20 protein-coding genes are annotated in these 25,433 nt (G+C 50.1%); 12 read left to right on the forward strand and 8 right to left on the reverse strand.

Annotated elements, in window-relative coordinates; genetic code table 11:
- The first annotated feature begins 185 nt into the window (after positions 1-185).
- The 7 genes from JL661_RS10700 (at position 186) to JL661_RS10730 (ending at position 5,547) form a co-directional block, all read left to right on the forward strand.
- On the forward strand, positions 186-857 hold the full coding sequence (locus JL661_RS10700) for a CDP-alcohol phosphatidyltransferase family protein (RefSeq protein WP_024473822.1): 672 nt from the start codon (positions 186-188) through the stop codon (positions 855-857).
- A complete protein-coding gene (locus JL661_RS10705) occupies positions 854-1,531 on the forward strand; it encodes a lysophospholipid acyltransferase family protein (RefSeq protein WP_024473823.1) in 678 nt (225 codons plus the stop codon). The genes JL661_RS10700 and JL661_RS10705 overlap by 4 nt, the downstream gene beginning before the upstream one ends.
- Positions 1,521-2,447: a phosphatidate cytidylyltransferase gene (locus JL661_RS10710; protein WP_062772531.1), complete on the forward strand. Its 927-nt coding sequence runs from the start codon at positions 1,521-1,523 to the stop codon at positions 2,445-2,447. Before JL661_RS10705 ends, JL661_RS10710 begins: the two co-directional genes overlap by 11 nt.
- Complete coding sequence (locus JL661_RS10715; RefSeq protein WP_032098778.1) at positions 2,447-3,031, forward strand: hypothetical protein; 585 nt, start codon at positions 2,447-2,449, stop codon at positions 3,029-3,031. The genes JL661_RS10710 and JL661_RS10715 overlap by 1 nt, the downstream gene beginning before the upstream one ends.
- A gap of 206 nt (positions 3,032-3,237) precedes the next feature.
- A complete protein-coding gene (locus JL661_RS10720; RefSeq protein ID WP_024473826.1) occupies positions 3,238-4,005 on the forward strand; it encodes a basic amino acid ABC transporter substrate-binding protein in 768 nt (255 codons plus the stop codon).
- A 68-nt stretch (positions 4,006-4,073) separates the two neighbouring features.
- Positions 4,074-4,838: an amino acid ABC transporter permease gene (locus JL661_RS10725; protein ID WP_004240080.1), complete on the forward strand. Its 765-nt coding sequence runs from the start codon at positions 4,074-4,076 to the stop codon at positions 4,836-4,838.
- Positions 4,825-5,547 (forward strand): amino acid ABC transporter ATP-binding protein, encoded by a 723-nt coding sequence (locus JL661_RS10730; protein WP_004240079.1) that lies wholly within the window; start codon positions 4,825-4,827, stop codon positions 5,545-5,547. Before JL661_RS10725 ends, JL661_RS10730 begins: the two co-directional genes overlap by 14 nt.
- Positions 5,548-5,606: 59 nt before the next feature.
- Here the strand turns inward: JL661_RS10730 and adeD are convergent, their stop codons facing one another.
- Positions 5,607-7,373, reverse strand: coding sequence for an adenine deaminase (gene adeD, locus JL661_RS10735; protein WP_036406905.1), 1,767 nt, complete (start codon positions 7,371-7,373; stop codon positions 5,607-5,609).
- A 221-nt stretch (positions 7,374-7,594) separates the two neighbouring features.
- Between adeD and JL661_RS10740 the strand changes: the two genes are divergently transcribed.
- Positions 7,595-8,929: an NCS2 family permease gene (locus JL661_RS10740; RefSeq protein WP_024473828.1), complete on the forward strand. Its 1,335-nt coding sequence runs from the start codon at positions 7,595-7,597 to the stop codon at positions 8,927-8,929.
- A 38-nt stretch (positions 8,930-8,967) separates the two neighbouring features.
- Here JL661_RS10740 and JL661_RS10745 read toward each other — a convergent pair whose 3' ends face one another.
- Complete coding sequence (locus tag JL661_RS10745; RefSeq protein WP_024473829.1) at positions 8,968-9,381, reverse strand: putative signal transducing protein; 414 nt, start codon at positions 9,379-9,381, stop codon at positions 8,968-8,970.
- A gap of 382 nt (positions 9,382-9,763) precedes the next feature.
- On the opposite strand from JL661_RS10745, the gene JL661_RS10750 reads away from it, so the two are divergent.
- On the forward strand, positions 9,764-11,308 hold the full coding sequence (locus JL661_RS10750) for a phosphoethanolamine transferase (protein WP_062772528.1): 1,545 nt from the start codon (positions 9,764-9,766) through the stop codon (positions 11,306-11,308).
- Positions 11,309-11,516: 208 nt separating this feature from the next.
- Positions 11,517-12,506, forward strand: coding sequence for a glycosyltransferase family 2 protein (locus JL661_RS10755; RefSeq protein WP_004236789.1), 990 nt, complete (start codon positions 11,517-11,519; stop codon positions 12,504-12,506).
- Between the two features lie 241 nt (positions 12,507-12,747).
- On the opposite strand, the gene JL661_RS10760 is transcribed toward JL661_RS10755, so the two are convergent.
- A complete protein-coding gene (locus tag JL661_RS10760) occupies positions 12,748-13,374 on the reverse strand; it encodes a hypothetical protein (RefSeq protein WP_062772649.1) in 627 nt (208 codons plus the stop codon).
- Positions 13,375-13,722: 348 nt separating this feature from the next.
- Here JL661_RS10760 and cycA point away from each other — a divergent pair, with 348 nt between their 5' ends.
- Positions 13,723-15,120, forward strand: coding sequence for a D-serine/D-alanine/glycine transporter (gene cycA, locus JL661_RS10765; protein ID WP_062772522.1), 1,398 nt, complete (start codon positions 13,723-13,725; stop codon positions 15,118-15,120).
- 48 nt (positions 15,121-15,168) lie between these two features.
- On the opposite strand, the gene putP is transcribed toward cycA, so the two are convergent.
- Positions 15,169-16,656, reverse strand: coding sequence for a sodium/proline symporter PutP (putP, locus tag JL661_RS10770; protein ID WP_024473836.1), 1,488 nt, complete (start codon positions 16,654-16,656; stop codon positions 15,169-15,171).
- 527 nt (positions 16,657-17,183) lie between these two features.
- Here putP and putA point away from each other — a divergent pair.
- The gene (gene putA, locus JL661_RS10775) at positions 17,184-21,158 is read left to right on the forward strand and encodes a trifunctional transcriptional regulator/proline dehydrogenase/L-glutamate gamma-semialdehyde dehydrogenase (protein ID WP_062772519.1); all 3,975 of its coding nucleotides are present in this window, start codon (positions 17,184-17,186) and stop codon (positions 21,156-21,158) included.
- An 86-nt stretch (positions 21,159-21,244) separates the two neighbouring features.
- Here the strand turns inward: putA and fliZ are convergent, their stop codons facing one another.
- The 4 genes from fliZ to JL661_RS10795 all read right to left on the reverse strand — a co-directional run bounded on the left by fliZ (position 21,245) and on the right by JL661_RS10795 (position 25,313).
- The gene (gene fliZ / locus JL661_RS10780; RefSeq protein ID WP_218480970.1) at positions 21,245-21,757 is read right to left on the reverse strand and encodes a flagella biosynthesis regulatory protein FliZ; all 513 of its coding nucleotides are present in this window, start codon (positions 21,755-21,757) and stop codon (positions 21,245-21,247) included.
- 57 nt (positions 21,758-21,814) lie between these two features.
- A complete protein-coding gene (locus JL661_RS10785; RefSeq protein WP_024473838.1) occupies positions 21,815-22,537 on the reverse strand; it encodes an RNA polymerase sigma factor FliA in 723 nt (240 codons plus the stop codon).
- Between the two features lie 323 nt (positions 22,538-22,860).
- A complete protein-coding gene (locus JL661_RS10790; protein ID WP_004236796.1) occupies positions 22,861-23,931 on the reverse strand; it encodes a FliC/FljB family flagellin in 1,071 nt (356 codons plus the stop codon).
- A 230-nt stretch (positions 23,932-24,161) separates the two neighbouring features.
- A complete protein-coding gene (locus tag JL661_RS10795; RefSeq protein WP_036418429.1) occupies positions 24,162-25,313 on the reverse strand; it encodes a FliC/FljB family flagellin in 1,152 nt (383 codons plus the stop codon).
- Positions 25,314-25,433 lie beyond the last annotated feature (120 nt).

Raw genomic sequence — 25,433 nt, forward strand, 5'->3', positions numbered from 1 at the left:
TGGTTATACTGCTATCCTGCCATAAGGGCGGCAGCTTTCCTTAGTAGCTTTTCAGCTAAGATATGCCGTTATCCTCACCGGCCGTGGCGTAAAGAAATATCTGGCAATTTTGCTGCATCACTATTATTAATAAGTTACGAAACCTTATATTATCAACAGATTAATTTTCACATAACGGAAAGGATATGGAATCAGAAGAAATCAGGGACCGACGTCCGATTAAAGCCCGGCAGACCCGCTGGGCGACCTCAGCCGCCCGTCTGCTGCAACAGCGCGGTGCAACCCCGAACGGTATATCTGTTGCCAGTTCAGTCTGTGCATTACTTGCCGCTGCTGCCTTTTACGGTGCCCTGAACTGTGAAATAACGGCACTTCGTATCATCCTGTTTTTGCTGGCCGCACTGATAGTACAGGGACGGCTTATCTGTAATCTGCTTGACGGTATGGTGGCGGTCGAAGGCGGCCTGCGCAGCCCTGTTGGTGCCGTATTTAACGATTTGCCGGATCGCGTTTCGGACAGCCTGATCCTCATCGGTGCCGGTTACGGACTGGCCGGTTTTATCGCTTATGCCCCGCAGCTCGGCTGGGCGGCGGCGCTGATGGCAGTGATGACCGCCTATGTCCGGGTACTCGGCGGCAGTTGTGAGCAGCCGCAGAAATTTTCCGGCCCGATGGCCAAACAGCACCGGATGGCGCTGCTGACCGCAGGGGCCGTTGCCGCCTGTTTTCTCCCGCTGTATCAGGCTCAGTGGCTGTTTCTTATCATACTGTGGGTGATTACCCTCGGCGCACTCTGGACCACCGTGCGCCGTACCCGCATACTGATGGCTGATTTACGTAAGGATAATAAAGGATGACCCGTAAAACGTTTTCGCCGGATCAAAAAATTGTCCCGGCGCTGCTGGTGTCGGTATGCCGGTTTCTGACCGGGATCCGCGCAAAGCAGAACGCCCCGCTGCCGGAAGGTAAACCCTGTATTTATTATGCTAACCACTCCAGTCACCTTGACGGACTGGTGATCTGGTCCTGCCTGACCAGTGCGGCGCGAAAACGCGTTCACCCGGTGGCGGCGCAGGATTACTGGGATAAAACCGGGTTCCGCCGTTATATTGCCAAACGTATTTTTGGTGCGGTGCTGATCGCACGCGGTAAAAAAATCGAACCGGCAACAGAGGATGAACTACAGAAGACCACACCGGCGGAGAATCCGCTGGATGTGATGCAGAATGTTCTCGATACCGGAGATTCCCTGATTTTGTTCCCGGAAGGCACACGCGGCGACGGTGAAAAGATTCAGGATTTCAAAGCCGGGCTCTGGCATTTATCCCGCAATAACCCGGATGCGGTGCTGGTGCCGGTCTATCTGGAAAACCTCAACCGCGTTCTGCCGAAAGGCTCACGGCTGATTGTGCCGATTATCTGCACCGCCACATTCGGTGCTCCGGTTGAACCGGCCGGGGAAGAAGAGAGCAAAGCAGACTTTTTAGTACGGACCCGCCAGGCGTTAGAGGCAATACATCATGAAAGATAATGAATTATTCTGGATCTTCAGCGGGCTGTTCGGGTTCCTGGCGGTGGCAACGGTTATCGGCCTGATCCTGAAGCATGTTAAGGGAAACACCTCTGTTATCAGTAACCTGAATGCCCGTATCCGTGCCTGGTGGCTGATGTGTATTATCGCCGCGGTGGCTATCAGCATCGGGCCCATCGGCTCTGTGGTACTGTTTGCCTTTATGTCCCTGCTGGCACTGCGTGAGCTTATCACTCTGACGCCGACACACCGCGCCGACCACGGTGCCCTGTTCTGGTGCTTCTTTATCATTCTGCCGGTACAGTATGTGCTGGTCGGTGTTCAGTGGTATAACCTGCTGGCGGTCTTTATCCCCGTCTATGCGTTCCTGTTTATCCCGACCCGCATGGTGCTCTCCGGCGACACCCGCCACTTCCTGGAGCGCATGGCAAAAATCCAGTGGAGTGTGATGATTGCGGTTTACTGCCTCAGTTATGCTCCTGCACTGCTGGTACTGCCGATTCCGGATTTCACGGATAATATCAACCTGCTGCTGTTTCTGATGATCGTGGTTCAGATTTCTGACGTGCTGCAATATGTGTTCGGTAAACTGTTCGGCAAACGCCCGATTGTACCGAAACTCAGCCCGAACAAAACCGTTGAAGGCTTTATCGGCGGGATCCTCAGTGCGAGCTGTGTCGGTATGGCACTGTGGTGGGCCACACCGTTCAGCCCGTGGGCGGCATTCCTGCTCTCACTGTTGATTTGCCTGGCCGGTTTCGCGGGCGGGTTGTGTATGTCCGCCATCAAGCGGGACAGCGGGATCAAAGATTTCGGTGCCATGATTGAGGGTCACGGCGGCATGATGGACAGACTGGATTCCCTCTGCTTCGCAGCCCCGGTTTTCTTCCATGTGCTGAAATATTTTTATACCTGATGATTCAGGAAATTCTGCTGATCCGCCACGGTGAACCGGTGCCGGACAGAAAAACACCGCTGGCCCTGCGCAACCTCTGTGCCTGGCTGGCGGAATATGATGCGGGCGGAATTATCCCGCCGGCCGCTCCGCCTTTATCGCTGTCCGCTGAAGAATTGTCCCGTTATTTCCCGGTAGCCAGTCCGCTGTTTCGTACCACGGCATCCCTGGCCATTCTCGGGATCACACCCCGCGCCATTGTTGATGAACTGCATGAAGCAGTACTTCCCCTGTTCTCTCCTGCACTGCTGATGCCGGTAAAACTGCCGCCGATGTGGTGGGTAACCGCATTCCGGCTGCTGTGGCTGGCGGGTGGCGGAAAATCTGTTCCCTCTGTGGCACAGGTACGCGGACGGGCACAATGTGCCGCACAAATCCTCTCAGACTATGCACAGGAACATGGCGCTGTACTGGTCATGGCGCACCGGATTATCAATCACGCCCTGCGCCCTGCACTGGAACAATCCGGCTGGCAGATGACAGAAAAAACACATAACAGCTACTGGGGAATGATGCGGTTCACCCGTGACGCACCACACCGGTAATGTCAGCCGGTGTATTCTGAACCGTATACCTCCGCACGTTTCGCCACATCCGCTCTGTTTTGCTCACTTTCCCGTATAAGACTCTGCCTGCTTTGTTCCGCAGGCTGATCATCTGCTGCTGCCTTGCTTATTTTTAAATAGTTATTGCCATTAAATGAATATTTATGTATTTTTAATTAAAAATCACGCATAAAAATGAGGTTGTCATGTTTAAAAAATTAGTCTTTGCAGGCTGTTTATCATTATTAGCATTCACCGGGGTAAGCCAGGCCAAAGAAACCTATGTGGTCGGTGCAGGCGGTACCTATCGCCCGTTTGAATTTGAAAACAGTGAAAAACAACTCGAAGGGTTTGATATCGATATTATCAAAGCGGTTGCTGCCGCCGAAGATTTTGACGTCAAATTAATCAACACGCCGTGGGAAGGTATTTTCGCCACACTGTCCGCCGGGGATCGCGATATTTTAATTTCCGGTATTACCATCACCGATAAACGCAAACAGATGGTGGATTTCTCCGCCCCGTATTTCCCGGCAGAACAGGCAATTGTGGTGAATGAAAATTCACCAATCAGCGCGTTATCTGAACTGAGTAAATATAATGTCGGTGTGGTGAACTCCAGCACCGGGGATATTGTGGTTTCTGATGTGCTCGGCAAAACCAGCACCGCCATCAAACGCTTTGATAATACTCCGCTGCTGTTACAGGAATTATATGAAGACGGCGTGGATGCGGCGGTCGGTGATGTCGGTGTGGTGAAGTTTTATATTAAAACCCATCCGGACAAGAAATTTAAACTGATTTACGACAATCATTTTGAAAAACAGTATTTCGGCATTGCCGTCGCTAAAGGTAATACGGAATTACAGGAAAAAATTAACCGTGGTCTGGCAAAAATTATTGCCGACGGTACTTACGCCAAAATCTATCAGAAATGGTTCGATAACGACGTACCTTCCCTGCCCGCGCAGTAATTCATTATTTATCTGATTAAAAACCCGCTTCTGCGGCGGGTTTGATCTGTTTTTTCAGGATGGATGTTATGTCAGCTTTCCGCTGGGAAATTATAGAAGAATACGCTCCGTTATTTATGGACGGGGCACTGATGACAATAAAATGTACCATTATCTGTGTCATCCTGGGGACTCTCTGGGGACTGACGCTCGGCCTCGGCCGGACAGCCCGTGCCGAACGCGGCCCGGCAAAATGGCTGCTGCTGTTCTTTGTGCAGTATCCGGTGCGGTTTTATGTCAGTGCATTTCGTGGCACGCCGCTGTTTGTGCAGATCATGGTGGTTCACTTCGCACTGGTGCCGCTGTTTATCAACCCGCGTGACGGCCTGATGGTCACCAGCGGTATTATTACCTCTGATACGGCCAGAATGCTGCGTTCCGAATACGGCGCATTTCTCTCCTGTATTGTTGCTATCACACTCAATGCCGGGGCGTATGTTTCCGAGATTTTCCGCGCCGGGATTCAGTCCGTCGATCGCGGTCAGACAGAAGCCTCCCGCGCACTGGGCATGAGCTGGGGAAAAACCATGCGTAAGGTGATCCTGCCGCAGGCTTTCCGTCGTATTCTGCCGCCGCTGGGTAACAATGCGATCGCGATTGTCAAAGATTCCTCCCTGGCCTCTGCTATCGGCCTTGCCGACCTGGCATATGCCGCGCGGACAGTATCCGGCGCATATGCTACTTACTGGGAGCCATACCTGGTCATCTCCGTTATTTACTGGATGCTGACATTCCTGCTGGCGCAGCTGGTTCAATACACCGAAAGAAGGTTGAGCAGAAGTGATTCACGTTAATAATTTACAGAAAAAATTCGGCAATACCCATGTGCTGCGCGGCATCAGCTGCGATATCCGTCCGCAGGAAGTTGTCTGTGTGATAGGGCCGTCCGGCTCCGGAAAAAGCACCTTTCTGCGCTGCCTGAATGCTCTGGAACGCCCGGATTCCGGTGAGATTGTGGTAAACGGCACCGATGTGTGTGATCCGAAAACAGATCTGAACAAAATGCGCGAACATACCGGTATGGTATTCCAGCGCTTCAATCTGTTTCCGCATATGACGGTGCTGGATAACATTACCATGGCGCCGCTGATGGTGTCCGGACTGAAAAAAGCCGATGCTCTGCTTAAAGCGGAGCGGTTACTGGAAAAAGTCGGTCTGCCGGACAAAATTGATGCCTGGCCGGAGAGTTTATCCGGCGGTCAGCAGCAGCGCGTAGCTATTGCCCGTGCCCTGGCGATGGATCCGACGGTGCTGCTGTTTGATGAACCGACTTCCGCGCTCGACCCGGAGCTGGTCGGTGAAGTACTGAATGTGATGAAAGCCCTGGCTCATGAAGGCATGACAATGGTGATTGTGACCCATGAGATGAATTTTGCCCGCGAAGTGGCAGACCGTGTCTTTTTTATCGATCAGGGGATTATTCAGGAGTCCGGCACACCGGAGCAGATTTTTAATCATCCTCAGAACCCGCGTACCGCCGCGTTTCTCAGCCGCGTGCTGTAGTTTTTGCTGCAGTGAATAGTGACTAAGGACAGAGACAAAACGTCCCTGTCCTTTTCTGTTTATGCCGTTAATTCACTGTGTGTAAAAACAAATTTATTCACATCATATAACCCGAGACTGGTGAGTTTCAGTGTCGGGATCACCGGCAGCGACAGGAATGCCATCTGAATAAACGGCTCATCCAGCATCACCCCGCAGTCGCGGCAGGCCGCTTTCAGCGACTCAATTTCAGCGGCGATTTCATCCGCCGTTTTATCACTCATCAGCCCGGCAATCGGCAGTGTCGCATGGCTCAGCACCCGGCCGTCCGCAACCACACACATCCCGCCGCCACCGGCAATCAGCTGATTCACCGCCAGCGCCATATCCATCGGATCAATACCGGCGACAACAATATTATGGCTGTCGTGGCTGACCGTTGACGCCAGGGCCCCGCGCGTCAGACCGAAATTGTGCAGCAATGCGGTTGCCGGTGGTGTCTGGCGGCCATAGCGCTCAATCACCGCAAGCGAGCAGATATTATCACGGTCATAGCGGAGTCCGTCCCAGCTGACCCGCTGCTCACAGGTGATCAGCTCATTCGGGATCACACTGATCGCGCGGTATTCATGACCGGCAACCGGCACAAAAGCAAGAGACTGCGCTGTCACGGCCTGACGGCGGACAGTATTCTGCATTGGCGGACGTGATGCTGCCTGTTTAGCCTCCCGCTCACGCAGCAGCGCCGCTTTATCCACCCAGCGGCCGCCGCACATAACCGCCTGAATATCGACCGTTTTCTCATCCCGCAGCAGAACCAGGTCCGCCTGTTTCCCCGGCGCCACCAGCCCGAGGTTTTTCAGCCCGAAATGCCGGGCCGCGGACCAGCTGGCAACACGGTAAGCAATATGTACCGGAATCTGATGCTGGTTAATCAGACGATACACCAGCGCATTCATATGCCCCTCGTGAATGATTTCCCAGGGATTGCGGTCATCAGTGCATAACAGACACTGCGGGCTGCTCATCGCCGTGATAAGCGGTGCCAGCGCATCCAGATTCCGTGCCGCCGACCCTTCGCGGATCATCAGCGCCATTCCCAGCGCCAGTTTTTCCAGCCCTTCCTCATAACGGTGCGATTCGTGGCAGTTTTCAATCCCCCCGGCAATATAGCCGTTGAGGTCTTTCCCGGTGACCATCGGGCAGTGACCATCCAGCGTCATACCGCGGAATGCATCCAGTTTATCCAGCGTTTCCGCCTCACCGGCAATCACCGCCGGGAAATTCATCATCTCCGCCAGTCCCGGCACATGGGGATGATCCTTGTATTTCAGCATCTCTGCCAGCGGGAAATCTGCGCCGTTCACATCACTGCCCGGTAATGCCGGCACACAGGAACTCACCTGAACAAACTGATTCTGCTGTGCCTGTTCCGCGCAGCGCAGAAACCACTCAATCCCCTCTTCTCCCATGACGTTCACGATTTCATGCGGATCACACACAATGGTCGTGACTCCCAGCGGCAGCGTGGCACTCTCAAAGGTGACCGGGGTCATCATGCTGGATTCAATATGCAGATGTGCGTCAATAAATCCGGGTACGACCACCGCATTTTTACCGTCGATAACCTGATGCGCCGGTGCATCCTTATACACCGTACCGACACCGGCAATCGCATTTCCGCTTATCACCACCGGGCCCGGAAATTCACCACCGTTAATCAGATCCAGAATCCGGACATTATCAATACGATAATCCGCCGGTGCCTCACTGCGGGCCACGGCGAGGAGTGTTGTCATTTCTTCGCGGCTGCGCGTGCAGGTGCGCTTATTTTTCTCACTGTTCATCACTGCCCCCTGTTTTTCTCTCACATTGATAATGTGAATTCGCGGTGTTCTCTCTGTCCTGTGAGGTGTACCGGAATAAAGGTGATCCCCGCCGCAACTGTTACAAATTATTGCGGCACAACCGGATGATTACGGTTTCTCACGGAATGTCATTACGATGCTGGCATTGATTATGCATTTATCAGACCAGTTATCTTTTCCCCGGGAGACAGGAGCATAAAATGGATAGTCAAACACCGGAAACCATCCGGGAAACAGGTGTACTGGGACGTTTATTCCGTTTACAGGCACACGGTACCACGGCACGAACCGAAGTTATCGCCGGTATAACCACCTTTCTTACTATGGTGTATATCATTTTTGTTAACCCGCAAATCCTCGGCGCTGCCGGGATGGATACACAGGCTGTCTTCGTCACCACCTGTCTGATTGCGGCATTCGGCTGTATTCTGATGGGTTGTCTGGCAAATCTGCCGGTCGCACTGGCACCGGCAATGGGGCTGAACGCCTTTTTTGCTTTCGGTGTGGTCAGCGCCATGGGTTACTCCTGGCAAATAGGGATGGGGGCTATCTTCTGGGGTGCACTCGGCATGCTGCTGCTGACGGTCTTCCGCATCCGCTACTGGATGATAGCCAATATCCCGCTGAGTCTGCGGGTGGGGATCACCAGTGGTATCGGGCTGTTTATCGCTATGATGGGGCTGAAAAATATCGGCCTGGTTGTGGCGAATCCGGCCACGCTGGTTTCCATGGGAGATCTGACCTCCCATTCCGTCTGGCTCGGCGCACTGGGCTTTTTTATTATCACCATTCTGGCCTCCCGCCGTATTCACGCAGCGGTGCTGATCTCCATTGTGGTCACCACGCTGATTGGCTGGGGGCTGGGGGATGTCACCTACAACGGTGTTTTCTCCATGCCGCCGGATGTTACCAGCGTGCTGGGCAAAGTGGATGTGGCCGGTGCCTTTAATATCGGGCTGTCAGGGATTATTTTCTCGTTTATGCTGGTTAACCTGTTTGACTCATCAGGTACCCTTATCGGGGTAACCGATAAAGCCGGGCTGGCAGATAAAGACGGTAAATTCCCGAATATGCAGAAAGCCTTGTATGTGGATAGTGTCAGCTCCGTGATCGGCGGCTTTATCGGCACATCATCTGTCACCGCGTATATTGAAAGTACCTCGGGGGTTTCTGTCGGCGGCCGGACAGGGCTGACCGCCGTGGTGGTCGGGATCCTGTTCCTGCTGGTGATTTTCCTCTCCCCGCTGGCCGGAATGGTGCCTGCCTATGCGGTCGCCGGTGCGCTGATTTATGTCGGGGTGCTGATGACATCGAGCCTGGCACGGGTCAACTGGAATGACCTGACTGATGCAGTACCGGCCTTTATCACCGCGATTATGATGCCGTTCAGTTTCTCCATCACAGACGGTATTGCGCTTGGTTTTATCTCTTACTCTGTGATGAAGCTGGGGACCGGGCGCTGGAAAGAGCTGAATCCGTGTGTGATTCTGGTTGCCCTGCTGTTTGTGCTGAAGTTTGTGTTTGTCGACCACTGATGTTTCTGCCGGATGGCGGGTTTCCCGTCATCCGGACATTATTTTGCTTTCTCTTTAAAACGATGATGCAGCGCTTTAAATGGAATAGCGAGGCCGAGCGTCAGAAAAATAAGAAACACAAACCCTATATTGACATAATCTTCTGTACTGTTTTCAGTCACCGGTTCCGGATCCGCTGCCGCCGGTTCCCCTTCCTCATTAATTCCGAAATCTCCGTGATGATAATCCGCCAGAATCTCCTGTGCTCTGGTTAACTCGTCCTGATTAACCAGCAGCTTCACACCGCCGACAGCCTGAGCATACATCTGGTTATTCCAGACAATATTTTCATCCAGCAGCATCACCTCAATCCCTTCGGATTCCAGCAATCCGGCTTCAATCCTGGCATCCAGCGGCGACAGATACTGAGCCAGTAATGCATAGCGGCTGCGTGTCGGGTGTATATTCCACATAATACCTCCTTCGGTTGGCTGCCCTGACTGAATAGCCCGTATTCCGGCCGGCGTCAGTGCGTGATAGCAGAAAGGATCGGCGATAATTTCCGGGAAAACAACCTGAATTTAGCCTTTTTGCAGCAGGAATAAGTTTAATGACCAGTTTCGCTATAACACTTTAAACTGTTCTAATCCAGCCGGGTGATATAAAAAAACATCAATAACTTCCCTTTATGATACTGACAACATAAATTTCTTATGGAAGATTTTAATAATGAATTATTTGATTAATAAAATATGAAGAACACTATTCTTACAGCCATTGTATTCCCGCCAAATATCCTTTAGCATTTAGTGCTGAAAAAACTTAATCCTATTCAGAATATTGATCTTTGACCTGATGCTGAAAAAATATAAATACCCGCTGTTATTTGTCGCTGCCATACTGTTGAGTTATCTCACCAATACATTCTTGTATCAGCGTGATTCAACCGGCCCGCATTTAGCCACCCTGTTTTTGGTTTTATGCACCATTATTCTTCTGAACTGTAAACACTGGCTGCCTGCCGTTGCAGGATTTATTATTACACTGATTTTTTCACTGGAAGTCGGTTATTTCACCGAATTCCACGAACGAATTTCTGCCGGTGTTCTCTATTCAGCACTGGAAACAAATAATTCTGAAGCAACACTGATGCTGGGGCACTATTTATATTCCATCATATTGCCTGCCCTGTGCATAAGCGTATTAATTTTTATCTGCTTCCGGAGAAAAAGACTCCGCCTTCCCCGCTGGTTTACATTATCACCGGTGTTCATTTTCGGCTTTCTGATGATTTCCCTGCTCCGTGAAGTCATCCCGGAATACCGTAATTTATCCATTAATTTCAGCGAAGACCCTTATGAACTGGGGACGTATCTCCGCGAGAAATTTCCTGTTGTCGCCGGAAATATTATGTATGTTTCCTCCGTTGCTCTCAGCCATGACAAGTATACGGAGAATTATCCTGACCGGAAACCAAACCGGGTGCTGGCGTCTGCCGGAAAACCACAGAATAAACTCATCATCTTTATCATCGGAGAATCATCATCTCCGTCCAGATATCATATCTACGGGTATTCCAAAGAAACAACACCGGAAATGGAACGCATTTTTCAGGGTGACAAGGCCTGCGTGACAGACAAAGTGCATTCATCCTCCCCGATAACACGGGATTCCATTTCATTGTCACTTTCATTTTACACACCGGAAAGCGAAGAAAATTTATTCCGTCAGAAATCGGTTATTGAAATAGCACAGGATCAGGGATACAAAACTTACTGGCTGGGCGCTCAGTCTCTGGTCGGCGTTAACGGTTCAAAATATGGCTATCTTGCCCGGCGGAATAATACTGTTATTGTGGAAGAAAACAATGACATGAAACTGCCTGAGTTATTAAAGCAGGCGCTGGCCGAGCCAGATGAATACAAATTTATTATTCTGCATTTATGGGGCAACCACATGCCTTATACAAATTATACAGAAACAGAAAAGCAGCAGCTGAATGACGCCGGTGACTATGATCTGACCATTCGTCACACCGATAATGTGATTGGCCGTCTTTATGATGAAGTTGAATCAGTAACCGATGACTATATTTTCATCTACACCTCCGATCACGGAGAAATTGTCGGTAAAGGCCACGGTTTTTCCAAAGGCGCGGATCAATTCCTGATTCCGTTTTTATATAAATCAGGGAATCCGTCTTATGGCTGTGAATTTATTGAAAAATACCGCAATCAGGATGGCTGGATCAGCGGATTAATGAACAAATATATTTTATCTGAACTGCTTGGTTATTCATTAGACCAGTCGATTGCGGAACCGGATAAACAGCATGATCGGATCCTTTCAACTGACGGTTATGCGATTCCGTTTTCATCTTATTTCAACAAGAATAAGTAAGCAGCCGCATACTGTTCAGTTATAAAATGCCGGGCAAACCGGACGCAGTATACCGGTCTGTCACTTCCGGTATGCTGTCCCCGCCATTAAAGATTGACAGGACAGAACGGAAATGGTTTATTTCGTTGCAGGCGTCATTTTTACATCAGTATCAGACATATAAAAATCCTGTGACTGAATAACCAGCAATATGCTAAGAGTCGATTATATGAGCAGCAACGCTTTAGTCTCGGTCATCATTCCGGCATACAATGCTGAAAAATTCATCGGCCGCGCTCTGGACAGTGTGATAAAACAGACCTGGCCGTCGGTCGAAATAGTCATTATTGATGATGGTTCGTCAGATAATACCGCCGCCGTCTGCCGGGAGTATATGAGCAGCCACGATCACATCCGGTATATCCGGAAACAGAACGGCGGCGTTTCATCCGCACGTAATGAAGGTATTAAAGCGGCCTCCGGATGCTATATCTGCTTTCTGGACAGCGATGACACTTATGAACCGGACTTTATCCGGACACTGGTGAGTAAAGTCACACAGGATGACCGGGATTTCGCCTACTGTTTATTCAGAAAAATACATTCCGACGGCCATATTACACAGTCAGTATGCTATGACAACACAGATACCGTTATTACCGACTTTCTGAACTTTGATTATTTTGATATCTGCTGTTTAATGCTGAAAAAAGAGTTTCTGGATAAGAATAATTTATTTTTTGATTCATCCATGGTTGTGGGTGAAGATGTTTTATTTATCCTTGAATGTCTGAACAAAGGCGCCTTTTCCTATATTAAAGAGTATTTATACAATTATATTTATCACAGTGAATCACTGATGAATAAAAAATGGAAGAAGGCGGATTACATCAGTGACCTGGATGCCTGGAAAAAAATTCTTTCTTACATCGCTGAGACGTATAATAAACCGGATAAATCATCCGTTTTCAGTAAAGTCCGCGCTAAAGTATTAAGCCTGCAGATTCAGTTTATGTGGAACATGCTGGCTACCGGTCTTTACCCGGATTTAAAGTCTTATATCAAAGACTTCAGCTACCATAAATCTGATTTTACATTAATCAGAAAACCGGGAAAAAACAAATTCCGTCTGAATATTGTATTATCCGGTAATATTTTCGTGTGGCGTATAGCACGTAAATTTCTGACAAAGAAAAAAAACATCATCCCTGCCGGTTAGGTATATATAACAGGGAGTGTCAGATTATAATGTTATCTGAACATTCCCTGTTATCCTGCATGAACCTGTTATGACAGCCCTTGTCAGATTAATCCGTAAAAATCTTTTTAGGTTGAGCATTCCATTACCGTCGAGCCGCGCGCTGATAAGGTGATTGCCAAAAAATAACCTGCGATTCCGCCATCTGAATAATACCAGTCCGGAAAATTCCCCGCAGATAATATGCACTGCGGGGATCGTTTTATATTGCCAGTAATTTATCCAGCCCTGCCGTTTTCACTGAGCCATGTGAAATAAAACAGAGCTGATACCAGAAAGAACCACTTTCTGACTGCAGTTTTTCCGTATAAAACGCATTAGCTGATAATGCACGGATAAGCAGACCGGTCCGGTAAAGCATGACGGCTATAATAACGGCGGATAATCCCGCAAACAGTGTGGTCAGGCTGAAAATATCCGCATCTGTCCGGATATACTGAACCAGTAACAGCGCAATAAAACCCAGTTGAGTGATACCTTTCAGTAACAGCAGGCGGAAGAAAAAATCCTTCATATTTTGTTCAAGTGCAAAACACGGATTTTTTAAAATCGCCCGCTCTTCTTTCACCGGTATGCTGTAAACATACACTATCCAGTGGCTGATATCATGGCTGCGGGAAACCAGTCCCTTCTCTTTTAATGTATGTAAACGGAGAGAAACCACCAGTTGCCAGACAATTCCGTGAAATAACAAATAAAGCAGAAACGCATTCATGCCCCAAAAACCGGTAAGCACCGCAAGTAATATAAAAAAGGCAACTCTTCCTGAATAGATCCAAAAAGGAACAATCTGGTAATTCATCGTCGTTCCCTGTGTTTTTTTGTCCATAAATACCATTCCGCAATAAAAAAATCCCCTGTGATATATCACCAGTATAACCGGAAAATCCCCAAAATATACTATTCTGACCCGTTACCGCCGGTTTGGGTTTTCTTATTAATGTTACTGCAAAAAATGTCCTTTCCTGATGTTTCGTAAACCAGCGTGACATTATTTTCACCCATAAAAAAACTAATGCGAAACAATAGCCGTCAGCCTATATATAACACCAACCCCATGAATTTAACGGAAAATTTCGCGTTACTCATTCTGAGAAATGTGTCACACTATTCGCTTACAGCACCATTTTTGAATGAATAAAAATAATGGTTATTTTTTAGCTTAACGGATTTGTTTATGGACGAAAAAACGCCTGCCACGCCGCCACGCGGCGAACTCAAACGCAGTTTAACCAACCGGCATATTCAGCTGATTTCCATCAGCGGGGCAATCGGCACCGGGTTATTTATGGGCTCCGGTAAAACGATTTCACTGGCAGGCCCTTCGGTATTATTTGTCTATATAATCATCGGGTTTGTCTTATTCTTTGTCATGCGGGCAATGGGCGAGATCCTGCTGTCAAACCTGAATTATAAATCGTTCAGTGATTTTGCCTGTGACCTGATTGGCCCGTGGGCCGGTTTTTTTGTCGGCTGGACGTACTGGTTCTGCTGGGTAATAACCGGTATTGCCGATGTGGTGGCTATTACCGGCTATATCATGCACTGGGCACCGGATTTTCCGCGCTGGGTCAGCTCGCTGCTCTGTATTTTGCTGTTACTGTCCCTGAACCTGGCAACAGTGAAATTATTCGGCGAAATGGAATTCTGGTTTTCCATGATAAAAATTGTCGCGATTGTGGCACTGGTTATTATCGGCGGCATTCTTATCGGCACACATTTTGTTTCACCGGAAGGACATGAGGCGGCGTTATCCAATATCTGGTCCGACGGAGGTATGTTCCCGAAAGGGATAATCGGATTCTTTGCCGGGTTCCAGATAGCCATTTTTGCCTTTGTCGGTATCGAGCTGGTGGGTACTGCCGCAGCGGAAACCCGTGACCCGGTGAAATCCCTGCCGCGGGCCATTAATGCCATTCCGTTCCGGATTATTGCATTTTATGTGCTGGCGCTGATTATTATTATGTCTGTCACGCCGTGGCGCTTCATTCCGGCAGATAAAAGCCCGTTCGTGGAACTGTTTGTTATGATCGGCGTTCCGGCGGCAGCGAGTCTGGTGAACTTTGTGGTGCTGACAGCCGCAGCGTCCTCTGCAAACAGCGGTGTGTTCTCCACCAGCCGGATGCTGTTCGGGTTAGCCAAACAAGGCAGCGCACCAAAACAATTCTGCCGTCTGTCAAAACAGGCAGTACCGGCCACCGGACTGATTTTCACCTGCATCTGTTTGTCTGTCGGGGTGATTCTGCTCTACTTTATCCCTGATGTGATGCATGTGTTTACCCTGGTAACAACAGTATCCGCTATCCTGTTTATGTTTATCTGGAGCATGATCCTGTACAGCTACATTATGTTCCGCCGCCGTCGTCCTGAGCTGCATGCTGCATCAGTCTATAAAGTGCCGTTCGGCAGTTGGATCCCGTGGGTGTGTCTGTCCTTCTTTGCCTTTGTGATTGTGCTGCTGACACTGGAGACCGATACCCGCCAGGCGCTGCTTGCCACGCCGTTATGGTTCATCCTGCTGGCAGTCGGTTACCGGAATGTCAGAAAGCACCGCCTTGCACAGGCACAAAAGTAACGGACAAAAAATCCCGGGATAACCCGGGATTTTTATTTTTATACTCTGTTACTCAGTCCGTCCGAGGTAACGGTCTTCCGCCTCAGTGAAACGTCCCTGAACTGATTTGTCCGGTTCACGGCCTGCCAGGCTGACCACCACAATCGCAATACCGGCCAGAATAAAGCCCGGAATAATTTCATATAAATTAAACCACTTATATTCTATCCAGATAAGAACCGTCACCGCGCCGGTAAACATCCCCGCCAGTGCGCCGTTACGGGTCATCCGCTTCCAGATAACAGAGAACAGGATAACCGGCCCGAATGCTGCGCCGAACCCGGCCCATGCGTTACTGACCAGCCCCAGCACTTTGTTGTTTTTATCCATCGCAATGTAGATAGCGATCGCCGCAATCACCAGCACCATAATGCGCCCGACCAGCACCATCTCTTTCTGTGAGGCATTCTTACGGAAAAACGGTTTGTAGATATCTTCCGTCAGGGCACTGGCACTGACCAGCAACTGACAGCTCAGGGTACTCATGACCGCTGCCAGGATGGCAGAGAGCAGAATACCGGCAATCCACGGATTAAATAAGATAGAGGTCAGGCTCATGAAAATCCGCTCACGGTTTTCAGTCACCGAGCCCGCCAGTTCCGGGTTTTGCTGGAAGAAGGCAATACCGAAGAAACCGACACAAATGGTTCCCGCAAGGCAAAGGATCATCCAGGTCATACTGATACGGCGTGCACTGCGGATGGTGTGATGAGAATCCGCCGCCATAAAACGCGCCAGGATATGCGGCTGCCCGAAATAGCCCAGTCCCCAGCCCAGCAGGGAGATAATCGCGACAATATCCAGCCCGCGGAACATATCCACATACGCAGGGCTTTTCGCTTCGATAATTGCCAGCGCTGTATCAAACCCGCCGACAGACACAATCACCATAACCGGTGTCAGGATCAGGGCGAAAATCATCAGTGTCGCCTGCACGGTATCTGTCCAGCTTACCGCCAGGAACCCGCCGAGGAAGGTATAAGCGATAGTTGCCCCAGCCCCGAGCCACATGGCTTTTTCATAACTGATACCGAAGGTGCTTTCAAACAGCAGACCACCGGCCACGATGCCGGAAGCACAGTAAATAGTGAAGAAAATCAGGATCACGGCTGCGGAGACAATCCGCAGAACACGGCTTTTATCCTCAAAACGCTGCGTGAAGTAATCCGGCAGCGTCAGCGCATGGTTGACTTCCGTCTGAAGGCGCAGACGACCGGCAACAATCCGCCAGTTAAGCCAGGCACCGATACACAGACCGATAGCAATCCAGGATTCGGAAATACCGGAGAAGAAAACCACACCCGGTAATCCCATCAGCAGCCAGCCGCTCATGTCGGATGCACCGGCGGATAATGCAGTCACAAAACTGCCCATCCGGCGGCCGCCGAGAATATAGTCGTCGAAGTTATTGGTGGAGCGGTAGGCCATATAGCCGATGAACAGCATCCCGGCGATATAGACAATAAATGTCACAATCAGCGGCGTGGTCAGCGTCATTGTCATAATTAAGTTCCTGTACTGAATTTATAGTCCGTCACGTATCAGCATTGCGTGTACCAATCGCTGTACAGGATGCGCGTCACACCGGTGTTACTGTGTTGCACATCGCCTCAGCCATCCCTGGTCTGCACAGACAATGCCCCGTCAATTATCATTATTTGTTAAATCTGTGATGAGTTGTGTTCAGCCCGATAGTAACGACAACAACAATAAAACAACAATTAATTAACGATACTAAAGTGAAGATTTGTGATTTTTATCACGGGATATGTCATCAGAAAGTGATGCGGTTAATCACCTGATTTAATCATTATACGCCCTAAAACTGACAATATACTATTGTTATATAATGATTTTATTTTAACCAATACGGTTTATTTCTTAATCATTTTCTCAGATCAGTATAAAACAGCGACATTATTCACACTTTACACATCTCTTTATTTAACAATGTTGCACAAAGTTGCAACCTCATAGATATTAATGTGCAACGCATGACCTGTTGCCGTTTATGAGGAGTGAACATGGTGAGTACCACAATGGGCGTCAGACTGGATGATGAAACCCGTGAGCGGATCAAAGCCGCAGCGCAAAAAATTGATCGCACGCCGCACTGGCTGATCAGACAGGCTATTTTTGATTACCTGACTCAGCTCGATTCTCTGCCGGACGGCACACTGCCTGCTGCCGGAGCACCTTCCGCACAGGAAGATGAAACAGTACCGGCTGAGCCGCCGGTCAGCTGCCAGCCGTTTCTGGAATTTGCCGGTGATATCCTGCCGCAATCCGTGACCCGCGCAGCTATCACATCCGCGTACCGTATTCCGGAGCCGGAAGCGGTCGCTATGCTGCTGCCGCAGGCGCAACTCTCCCCGGATGCCGCACAGGCCACGCATAAACTGGCTTACGGTCTGGCAGAAAAGCTGCGTAATCAGAAAAACAGCAGCGGACGCGCCGGACTGGTACAGGGACTGCTTCAGGAATTCTCCCTCTCCTCCCAGGAGGGGATCGCGCTGATGTGCCTGGCAGAAGCACTGCTGCGTATTCCTGATAAAGCCACCCGTGATGTGCTGATCCGCGATAAAATCAGCCACGGTGACTGGAATTCTCACCTCGGCCAGAGCAAATCCATGTTTGTCAATGCCGCCACCTGGGGGCTGCTGTTCACCGGTAAGCTGGTTGCCACGCATAATGAAGCGGGACTGAGCCGCTCACTGAACCGTATCCTCGGCAAAAGCGGTGAACCGCTGGTGCGCAAAGGTGTGGATATGGCAATGCGCCTGATGGGCGAGCAGTTTGTTACCGGTGAAACCATCGCCCGTGCGCTGGCAAACGCCCGTAAAAATGAAGCCAAAGGCTTCCGCTATTCTTACGATATGCTGGGCGAGGCCGCACTGACGGCCGCAGATGCACAGGCCTATCTGGTCTCTTATCAGCAGGCTATCCACGCCATCGGCAAAGCCTCCGCCGGACGCGGTATTTATGAAGGGCCGGGCATCTCCATCAAACTGTCTGCCCTGCACCCGCGCTACAGCCGAGCGCAGTATGACCGCGTGATGTCCGAACTTTATCCGATCCTGCGTGACCTGGTGGTGATGGCGCGTCAGTACGATATCGGAATCAATATTGATGCGGAAGAAGCTGACCGCCTGGAAATCTCCCTCGATTTACTGGAAAAACTCTGTTTTGACCCGCAACTGGCGGGCTGGAACGGCATTGGTTTTGTTATCCAGGCCTATCAGAAACGCTGCCCGGTGGTGGTGGATTATCTGATTGACCTGGCATCGCGCAGTCAGCGCCGTCTGATGATCCGTCTGGTAAAAGGCGCTTACTGGGACAGCGAAGTCAAACGCGCCCAGGTCGACGGGCTGGAAGGCTATCCGGTGTATACCCGCAAAGTTTATACGGATATCTCTTACCTCGCCTGTGCCCGTAAACTGCTGTCAGTGCCAAATCTGATTTATCCGCAGTTTGCCACCCACAACGCCCACACCTTATCCGCGATCTACCAACTGGCGGGCAATAACTATTATCCCGGTCAGTATGAGTTCCAGTGTCTGCACGGCATGGGTGAACCGCTGTATGAGCAGGTGGTCGGCAAAGTGGCGGACGGCAAACTGAACCGGCCGTGCCGCGTGTATGCACCGGTTGGTACCCATGAAACCCTGCTGGCTTATCTGGTCCGCCGCCTGCTGGAAAACGGCGCGAATACCTCCTTTGTCAACCGGATCGCCGACGGCACTATTCCGCTGGAGATGCTGGTGGAAGACCCGGTTGCGGCAGTTCAGGCAATGGCCGCCAAAGAAGGCGCTGTCGGCCTGCCGCATCCGAAAATCCCGCTGCCGCGCAATCTGTACGGCAATACGCGGGTCAATGCCGCCGGTCTGGATCTGAGTAACGAGCACCGTCTGGCATCGCTGTCGAGTGCCCTGCTCAGCCACGCCGGGGATAATCTGCTCAGTGAACCACTGACCGGCGGAACATTTACACCGTCCGCACCGGCAGAGCCGCAACCGGTCAGAAACCCGGCGAATCATCATGATATTGTCGGCCACGTTCGTCCGGCCACAGAAGATGAAGTGGATCATGCCCTTGCCACCGCCTCCGGTGCAGCGGAGATCTGGTTCGCCACCCCGGCACAGGAACGGGCGGACATCCTTATCCGCGCCGCACAGCTGATGGAAGATCAGTTGCAGCCGCTGCTCGGGATCCTGGTGCGGGAAGCCGGTAAGACCTTTGCCAACGCGATTGCCGAAGTCCGTGAAGCCGTTGATTTTCTCAATTATTATGCCTCACAGGTGAAAACTCACTTTGCCGGTGATACGCACCGTCCGCTGGGGCCGGTGGTCTGTATCAGCCCGTGGAACTTCCCGCTGGCAATTTTCACCGGTCAGGTAGCCGCTGCCCTCGCCGCCGGAAACCCGGTGCTGGCAAAACCGGCGGAACAGACTCCGCTGGTGGCAGCTGTTGCCGTTTCACTGCTCCATGACGCCGGTGTTCCGCGTGAAGTGCTGCAACTGCTGCCGGGTGACGGCGAAACAGTCGGTAACCAGCTGGTGTGTGATCCGCGTGTTCAGGGCGTGATGTTTACCGGCTCCACCGCGGTCGCGAAGATTTTACAGCGCAATCTGGCCGCCCGTCTCAGTACTGAAGGCCGGGTGATCCCGCTGATCGCCGAAACCGGTGGCCTGAATGCGATGGTCGTGGATTCCTCCGCCCTGACAGAACAGGTGGTCACCGATGTGGTCAGTTCCGCCTTTGACAGTGCGGGTCAACGCTGTTCAGCGCTGCGTCTGCTCTGCATCCAGGAGGATGTGGCTGATCGCACCATAGAGATGCTGAAAGGCGCGATGGCGGAATGCCGTCTCGGCAACCCGGACATACTGGCAACCGATATCGGCCCGGTGATTGATGAAGAGGCACATAACGGCATCCGCCAGCATATTCAGCAGATGCGCGGTAAAGGCAGACCGGTGTATCAGTCCGCCTTCGGAATGGAAACCGGTTCACCGGCGATTCTTAACGGCACCTTTATCCCGCCGACGCTGATTGAACTGGATGATGTTTCTGAACTGACGCGGGAAATTTTCGGTCCGGTGCTGCATGTGGTCCGTTACCAGCGCGATACCCTGCCGGAACTGACGGAGAAAATTAATGCCGCCGGTTACGGGCTGACATTCGGTATCCATACCCGTATCGATGAAACTATCGCACAACTGACGCAGCAGATTGAAGCCGGGAATATTTATGTTAACCGCAACATTGTCGGTGCAGTGGTCGGTGTTCAGCCGTTCGGCGGCGAAGGGCTTTCCGGTACCGGTCCGAAGGCAGGCGGCCCGCTCTATCTCCACCGCCTGCTGGCGGAACAGCCTGATGATTCAGTGGTCAGCCTTCTGGCAGAACAGGATGATCTCAATCCGCCGGATGTCACTCTGCGGACACAGTTACTGGCACCGTTTGATACTTTCCTCACCTGGCTGGAGGCGCAGCGCCGCCACGATGTGCTGACAGCGGTTATCCGTTACGGCGAGTTATCACAGGCCGGTACCTGCCGTCTGCTGCCGGGACCGACCGGGGAGCGCAACAGTTATTATCTGCTGCCGCGCGGAACCATTCTCGGCCTGAATGATTCGGAGCAGGATGCTCTGCTGCAACTGGGTGCCACACTGGCATCGGGCTGCCGTCAGCTCTGGCCTGCGGCGGAACATACCCGTTCACTGTATAACGCTTTGCCGGACAACGTCCGTGCGCAAATCACACTGACAGAAGAGTGGTCAGCGGATGGTGTGATCTTTAACGGTGTGATTTTCCACGGTGACAGTGATCGCCTGCAGGCAGTAAACCGGGATGTGGCTGCACGCGGTGGTGAGATTGTGCCGGTTGCCGGGCTCAGTCACGGTGATACACAAATCCCGCTGATGCTGTTACTGCATGAGCGTGCGGTTAGTGTGAATACCGCTGCGGCGGGCGGAAACGCCAGTCTGATGACTATCGGCTGATAATCACAGGGACTTAAAACGGAAAAAGGGAACGAAAGTTCCCTTTGTTTTATCATTTACTGATAAAAAATGGTCTGACTGATAAATCAGTGTTTACCCTGCCAGTCAAGATACTGTTCGTACTTGCGCAGTGCGATGTTGTAGTTGCTCAGGGCGGAGTCAGATAAATCTTCACTCAGCTGAGCCTGGATAATTTCAGTGGAGAATTCTGTGGTGGCCGGGAAGGCTTTGGAGGACAGCAGTTCATCGAGACGGCGCAGACAGACAACATATTCGCGCACGGTGCTGTGGCTCATTTCCGTTTCTTCAAACAGATACTGTTTGAATGCCATGATATCGAAATAATCGGTTGCACTGTTGCAGTAGATCTCGCTGCAGAAACGGCAGAGTGCCACAAATTTGTCCTGCAATCCCATCCAGGTGGTGTCATCGATCATATCTGTCATTTCAGAAATAGCTTCTTTATTGATCAGCTGACCGTTGAAAACCAGGGAGATGCGGTCGAGGGTTTTGTGACAATGACTGCAGTGAGTCTGACTGTGTTTGAAGTCTTTAATGTAACGGCTTACGGGCCGTTTCTTTTGTTTTGAAACAGACATATTCTGGCGCCTTGTGTAGTCTAGTCTAATAAAAATAAATCAAAGATAAAGTCAAAGTTACTTCATGGATTTTAAGCGCGCCCGCAGCCTTTTGATTGCCTGGCTGTGTAACTGGCTGACGCGGGATTCCCCCACTTCCAGCACTGCGCCTATCTCCTTGAGGTTCAGCTCTTCCTGATAGTAAAGAGTCAGAACCAGTTTTTCACGTTCAGGCAGTTGTTTTATCGCCTCAACCACCTGGTGACGCAAACTCTCGTCTACCAACAAACCGAGCGGGTTGCCCCCGTCATCATCATCACGGACGGGTTCGCAGCTCTCACCGTGGATTTCGTGCCACTCATCGTAAGAAAACAGCTGGCTGTTATTGGTATCGGTTAAGACCTGACGGTATTCTGCGATATCCATCTGTAACGAATCAGCGATTTCCTGCTCTGTGGCTGCACGCCCCAGAGACTGTTCGAGCGCGCGCACGGCTTTGGTTATTTCCCGCGCCTGACGGCGCACACTGCGGGGGGCCCAATCTCTTCCCCGCAATTCATCCAGCATTGCCCCGCGGATCCGTTGTACCGCATAGGTTGCAAAGGTGGCACCCTGCATGGCGTCAAAACGCTCCACTGCATGCAGTAAGCCGATACCCCCGGCCTGAATTAAGTCGTCAATATCAACGCTTGCCGGTAATCTCACCTGCAACTTCAGGGCTTCGTGCCGGATAAGGGGATAATAACGCTCCCACAGGCTATTTTTGTTGATAACACCTTCGGCGGTATACAAATCACTCACAACCTGAAACACCCTTCGAGATTCATGAAAGGCTTTTATTATCGTGCCCTGAAAAGAATTCAATCCGGTGAGTAGTGAGGTAAATCACGCCTTATTTGCCTTATCCTAAATCACCTCATTAACAAATAGCAATACTCTCTTTCATTTTTATCATAAATTTTGCAAAATTCCGGTTATTTTATATGACAAAAAGAAAAATAGGCGTTCATTAATAGAATAAAAAAACAAATAGTTAGAATATTATTTGTTCTGTTATGGGTAACATCTATAAAAAAAGGTCAGAATATTCTGACCTTTTAAATACCTTAAAGCAACTACGTAAATTAACGTAACAGGCTCAGAACACCCTGAGGAACCTGGTTTGCCTGTGCCAGAACAGCGGTACCCGCCTGCTGCAGGATCTGACCACGGCTCATGTTAGACACTTCTGTTGCGAAGTCTGCGTCCTGGATACGGCTGCGTGCTGCGCTCAGGTTGTTAACAGAGTTGTTCAGGTTGTTGATGGTAGACTGCATACGGTTCTGGAATGCACCCAGTTTTGAACGGTATGAGTCAACAGTTTTCAGTGCTTCGTCCAGTTTTTTGGTGGTTGCATCGTTGACTTTGTCAGCATCTGCTTTGGACTTGATATCAGTCAGTTTATCACCAACGACCAGGTTACCTTGTGTCGCTGTAGTTCCGTCTTTTTCGAAGGTTTTCACTTCAAAATAATCCGCACCTTTCTTAGCAACGATAGTACCGGTTGCTGTTTCAAACAGTTCGTGGCCTTTCAGATCAACAGTCGTAAATGTTGCATCTACTTTAGCAGCCTCTGCTTTTTCTGCTGTTGCATCAAGCTTAGTATCTGATTTCAGAGCAGTATAAGTCGGCAGTTCGAAATCTTTCAGACCCAGTTTAGCCAGATCAATTTTCTGCATATCCAGTTCAATGACTTCACCGTCGTTTGCACCAACCTGGAAGTTCATTTTAGTGCCCTGCTCCAGCACTTTAATGCCGTTGAACTGAGTTTGTTCAGAAATACGTTTGATTTCTGACAGGCGCTCGTTCACTTCTTCCTGGATAGAACCGATATCGCTCTTGGAGTTAGTACCGTTTTTCGCCTGAACGGTCAGTTCACGGATACGCTGGATGTTGTCGTTGATTTCGTTAACAGCACCTTCAGCAGTCTGTGCGATAGAGATACCGTCGTTAGCGTTACGGGAAGCCTGTGCCAGGCCTTTTACGTTAGCGGTGAAACGGTTGGCGATTGCCTGGCCTGCAGCGTCATCTTTTGCGCTGTTGATGCGGGCACCTGAAGACAGACGCTCAATTGCAGTGCCTAATACGCCCTGTGAACGGTTTAAGTTGTTCTGAGTAACCAGAGACAGAACGTTAGTATTGATAACCTGTGCCATGATATATGTCCTTGTTATTGAAAATAATAAACAGCGTTTATCTGTTTGGCTTTCTGATTTTCGCCAGCAATAACACTATCGGCACCCTGAGAGACCACTTTAGGTTTTTTGGTAAATATTTTTAGAAAATTGTCGCAGAAATGGTTTCCTCAGACATAAAAAAAGCCGGAACAGTGGTTCCGGCCAAACCATAACACAGAGGAATTGCCTGATTTATAATGAAATAATGATTAACGCAGTAAGCTCAGTACTGACTGTGGTACCTGGTTTGCCTGCGCCAGCACTGATGTTCCCGCCTGCTGCAGAATCTGGCCACGACTCATATTAGAAACTTCAACGGCAAAATCGGCATCCTGAATACGACTGCGTGCGGCACTCAGGTTGTTAACAGAGTTGTTCAGGTTATTGATGGTGGACTGCATACGGTTCTGGAATGCACCCAGCTGGCTGCGCTGAGTATCCACTTTGGCCAGGGCATCATCCAGCGTCTTCAGGATTTCATCTGCCGGAGGTTTCGTACCTGCTGCCAGTACCTTGATTTCACGGCTGGTATCAACACTGACGTTAGCATGATAATCTGTACCGGTAGCATCTTTTTCCACACCGGTTACTTTTGCTTCATAAGTAACATCTTTCGTTCCCCCTTTACCGTCATCTATTTTACCGGTGACCAGGTAGGTATCTTTTATTGCAACGCCGTTTTCATCTTTGGCTTCTTTCAGCTCTGTCGGTGCGGCAGACCAGGTCACACCTGAGAATTCAAATGATGCTGCTTTATTTGGCGTTGAGGCACCATCGTCAAATTCATCTGCAGTTTTCGTTGCACCTTCCTGACGATACACGGCACTCAGTGTGGAGAAATCCATACCTTTCAGACCCAGCGCCTCACGGTCAACTTTCTTCAGATCAATATCGATTGTTTCACCATCATTGGTACCAACCTGGAAACTCATTTTTTTATCGCCGGATAAAACTTTGATGCCGTTGAACTGCGTTTGTTCTGAAATACGGTCAATCTCTGCCAGGCGCTGGTCAACTTCTTCTTTTATAGAGTTGATATCGCTTGCCGAGTTAGTGCTGTTTTTGGCCTGCACACCCAGCTCACGAATACGCTGGATGTTATCGTTGATTTCATTGATAGCACCTTCCGTTACCTGCGCCAGTGAAATACCGTCACTTGCATTACGGGATGCCTGGGTCAGACCTTTCACATTGGCGGTAAAGCGGTTGGCAATCGCCTGACCTGCAGCATCATCCTTTGCACTGTTAATACGGGCGCCGGAAGAAAGACGTTCAATGGCAGTTCCTAACACGCCCTGAGAACGATTTAAATTATTCTGGGTAACCAGTGACAGAACATTGGTATTAATAACTTGTGCCATAACGATATTTCCTTTTTTTGTATGAAATAATGTGAGTTATTTTTGCCGTCGCTGCGGAGTAATACTGTTAACGGGCGATAATTCACTTTATTTACAGACAAAAAGTCGTCATTTTATCAA

This window comes from Morganella morganii (genome assembly GCF_019243775.1).
Taxonomy (GTDB): Bacteria; Pseudomonadota; Gammaproteobacteria; order Enterobacterales; family Enterobacteriaceae; genus Morganella; species Morganella morganii.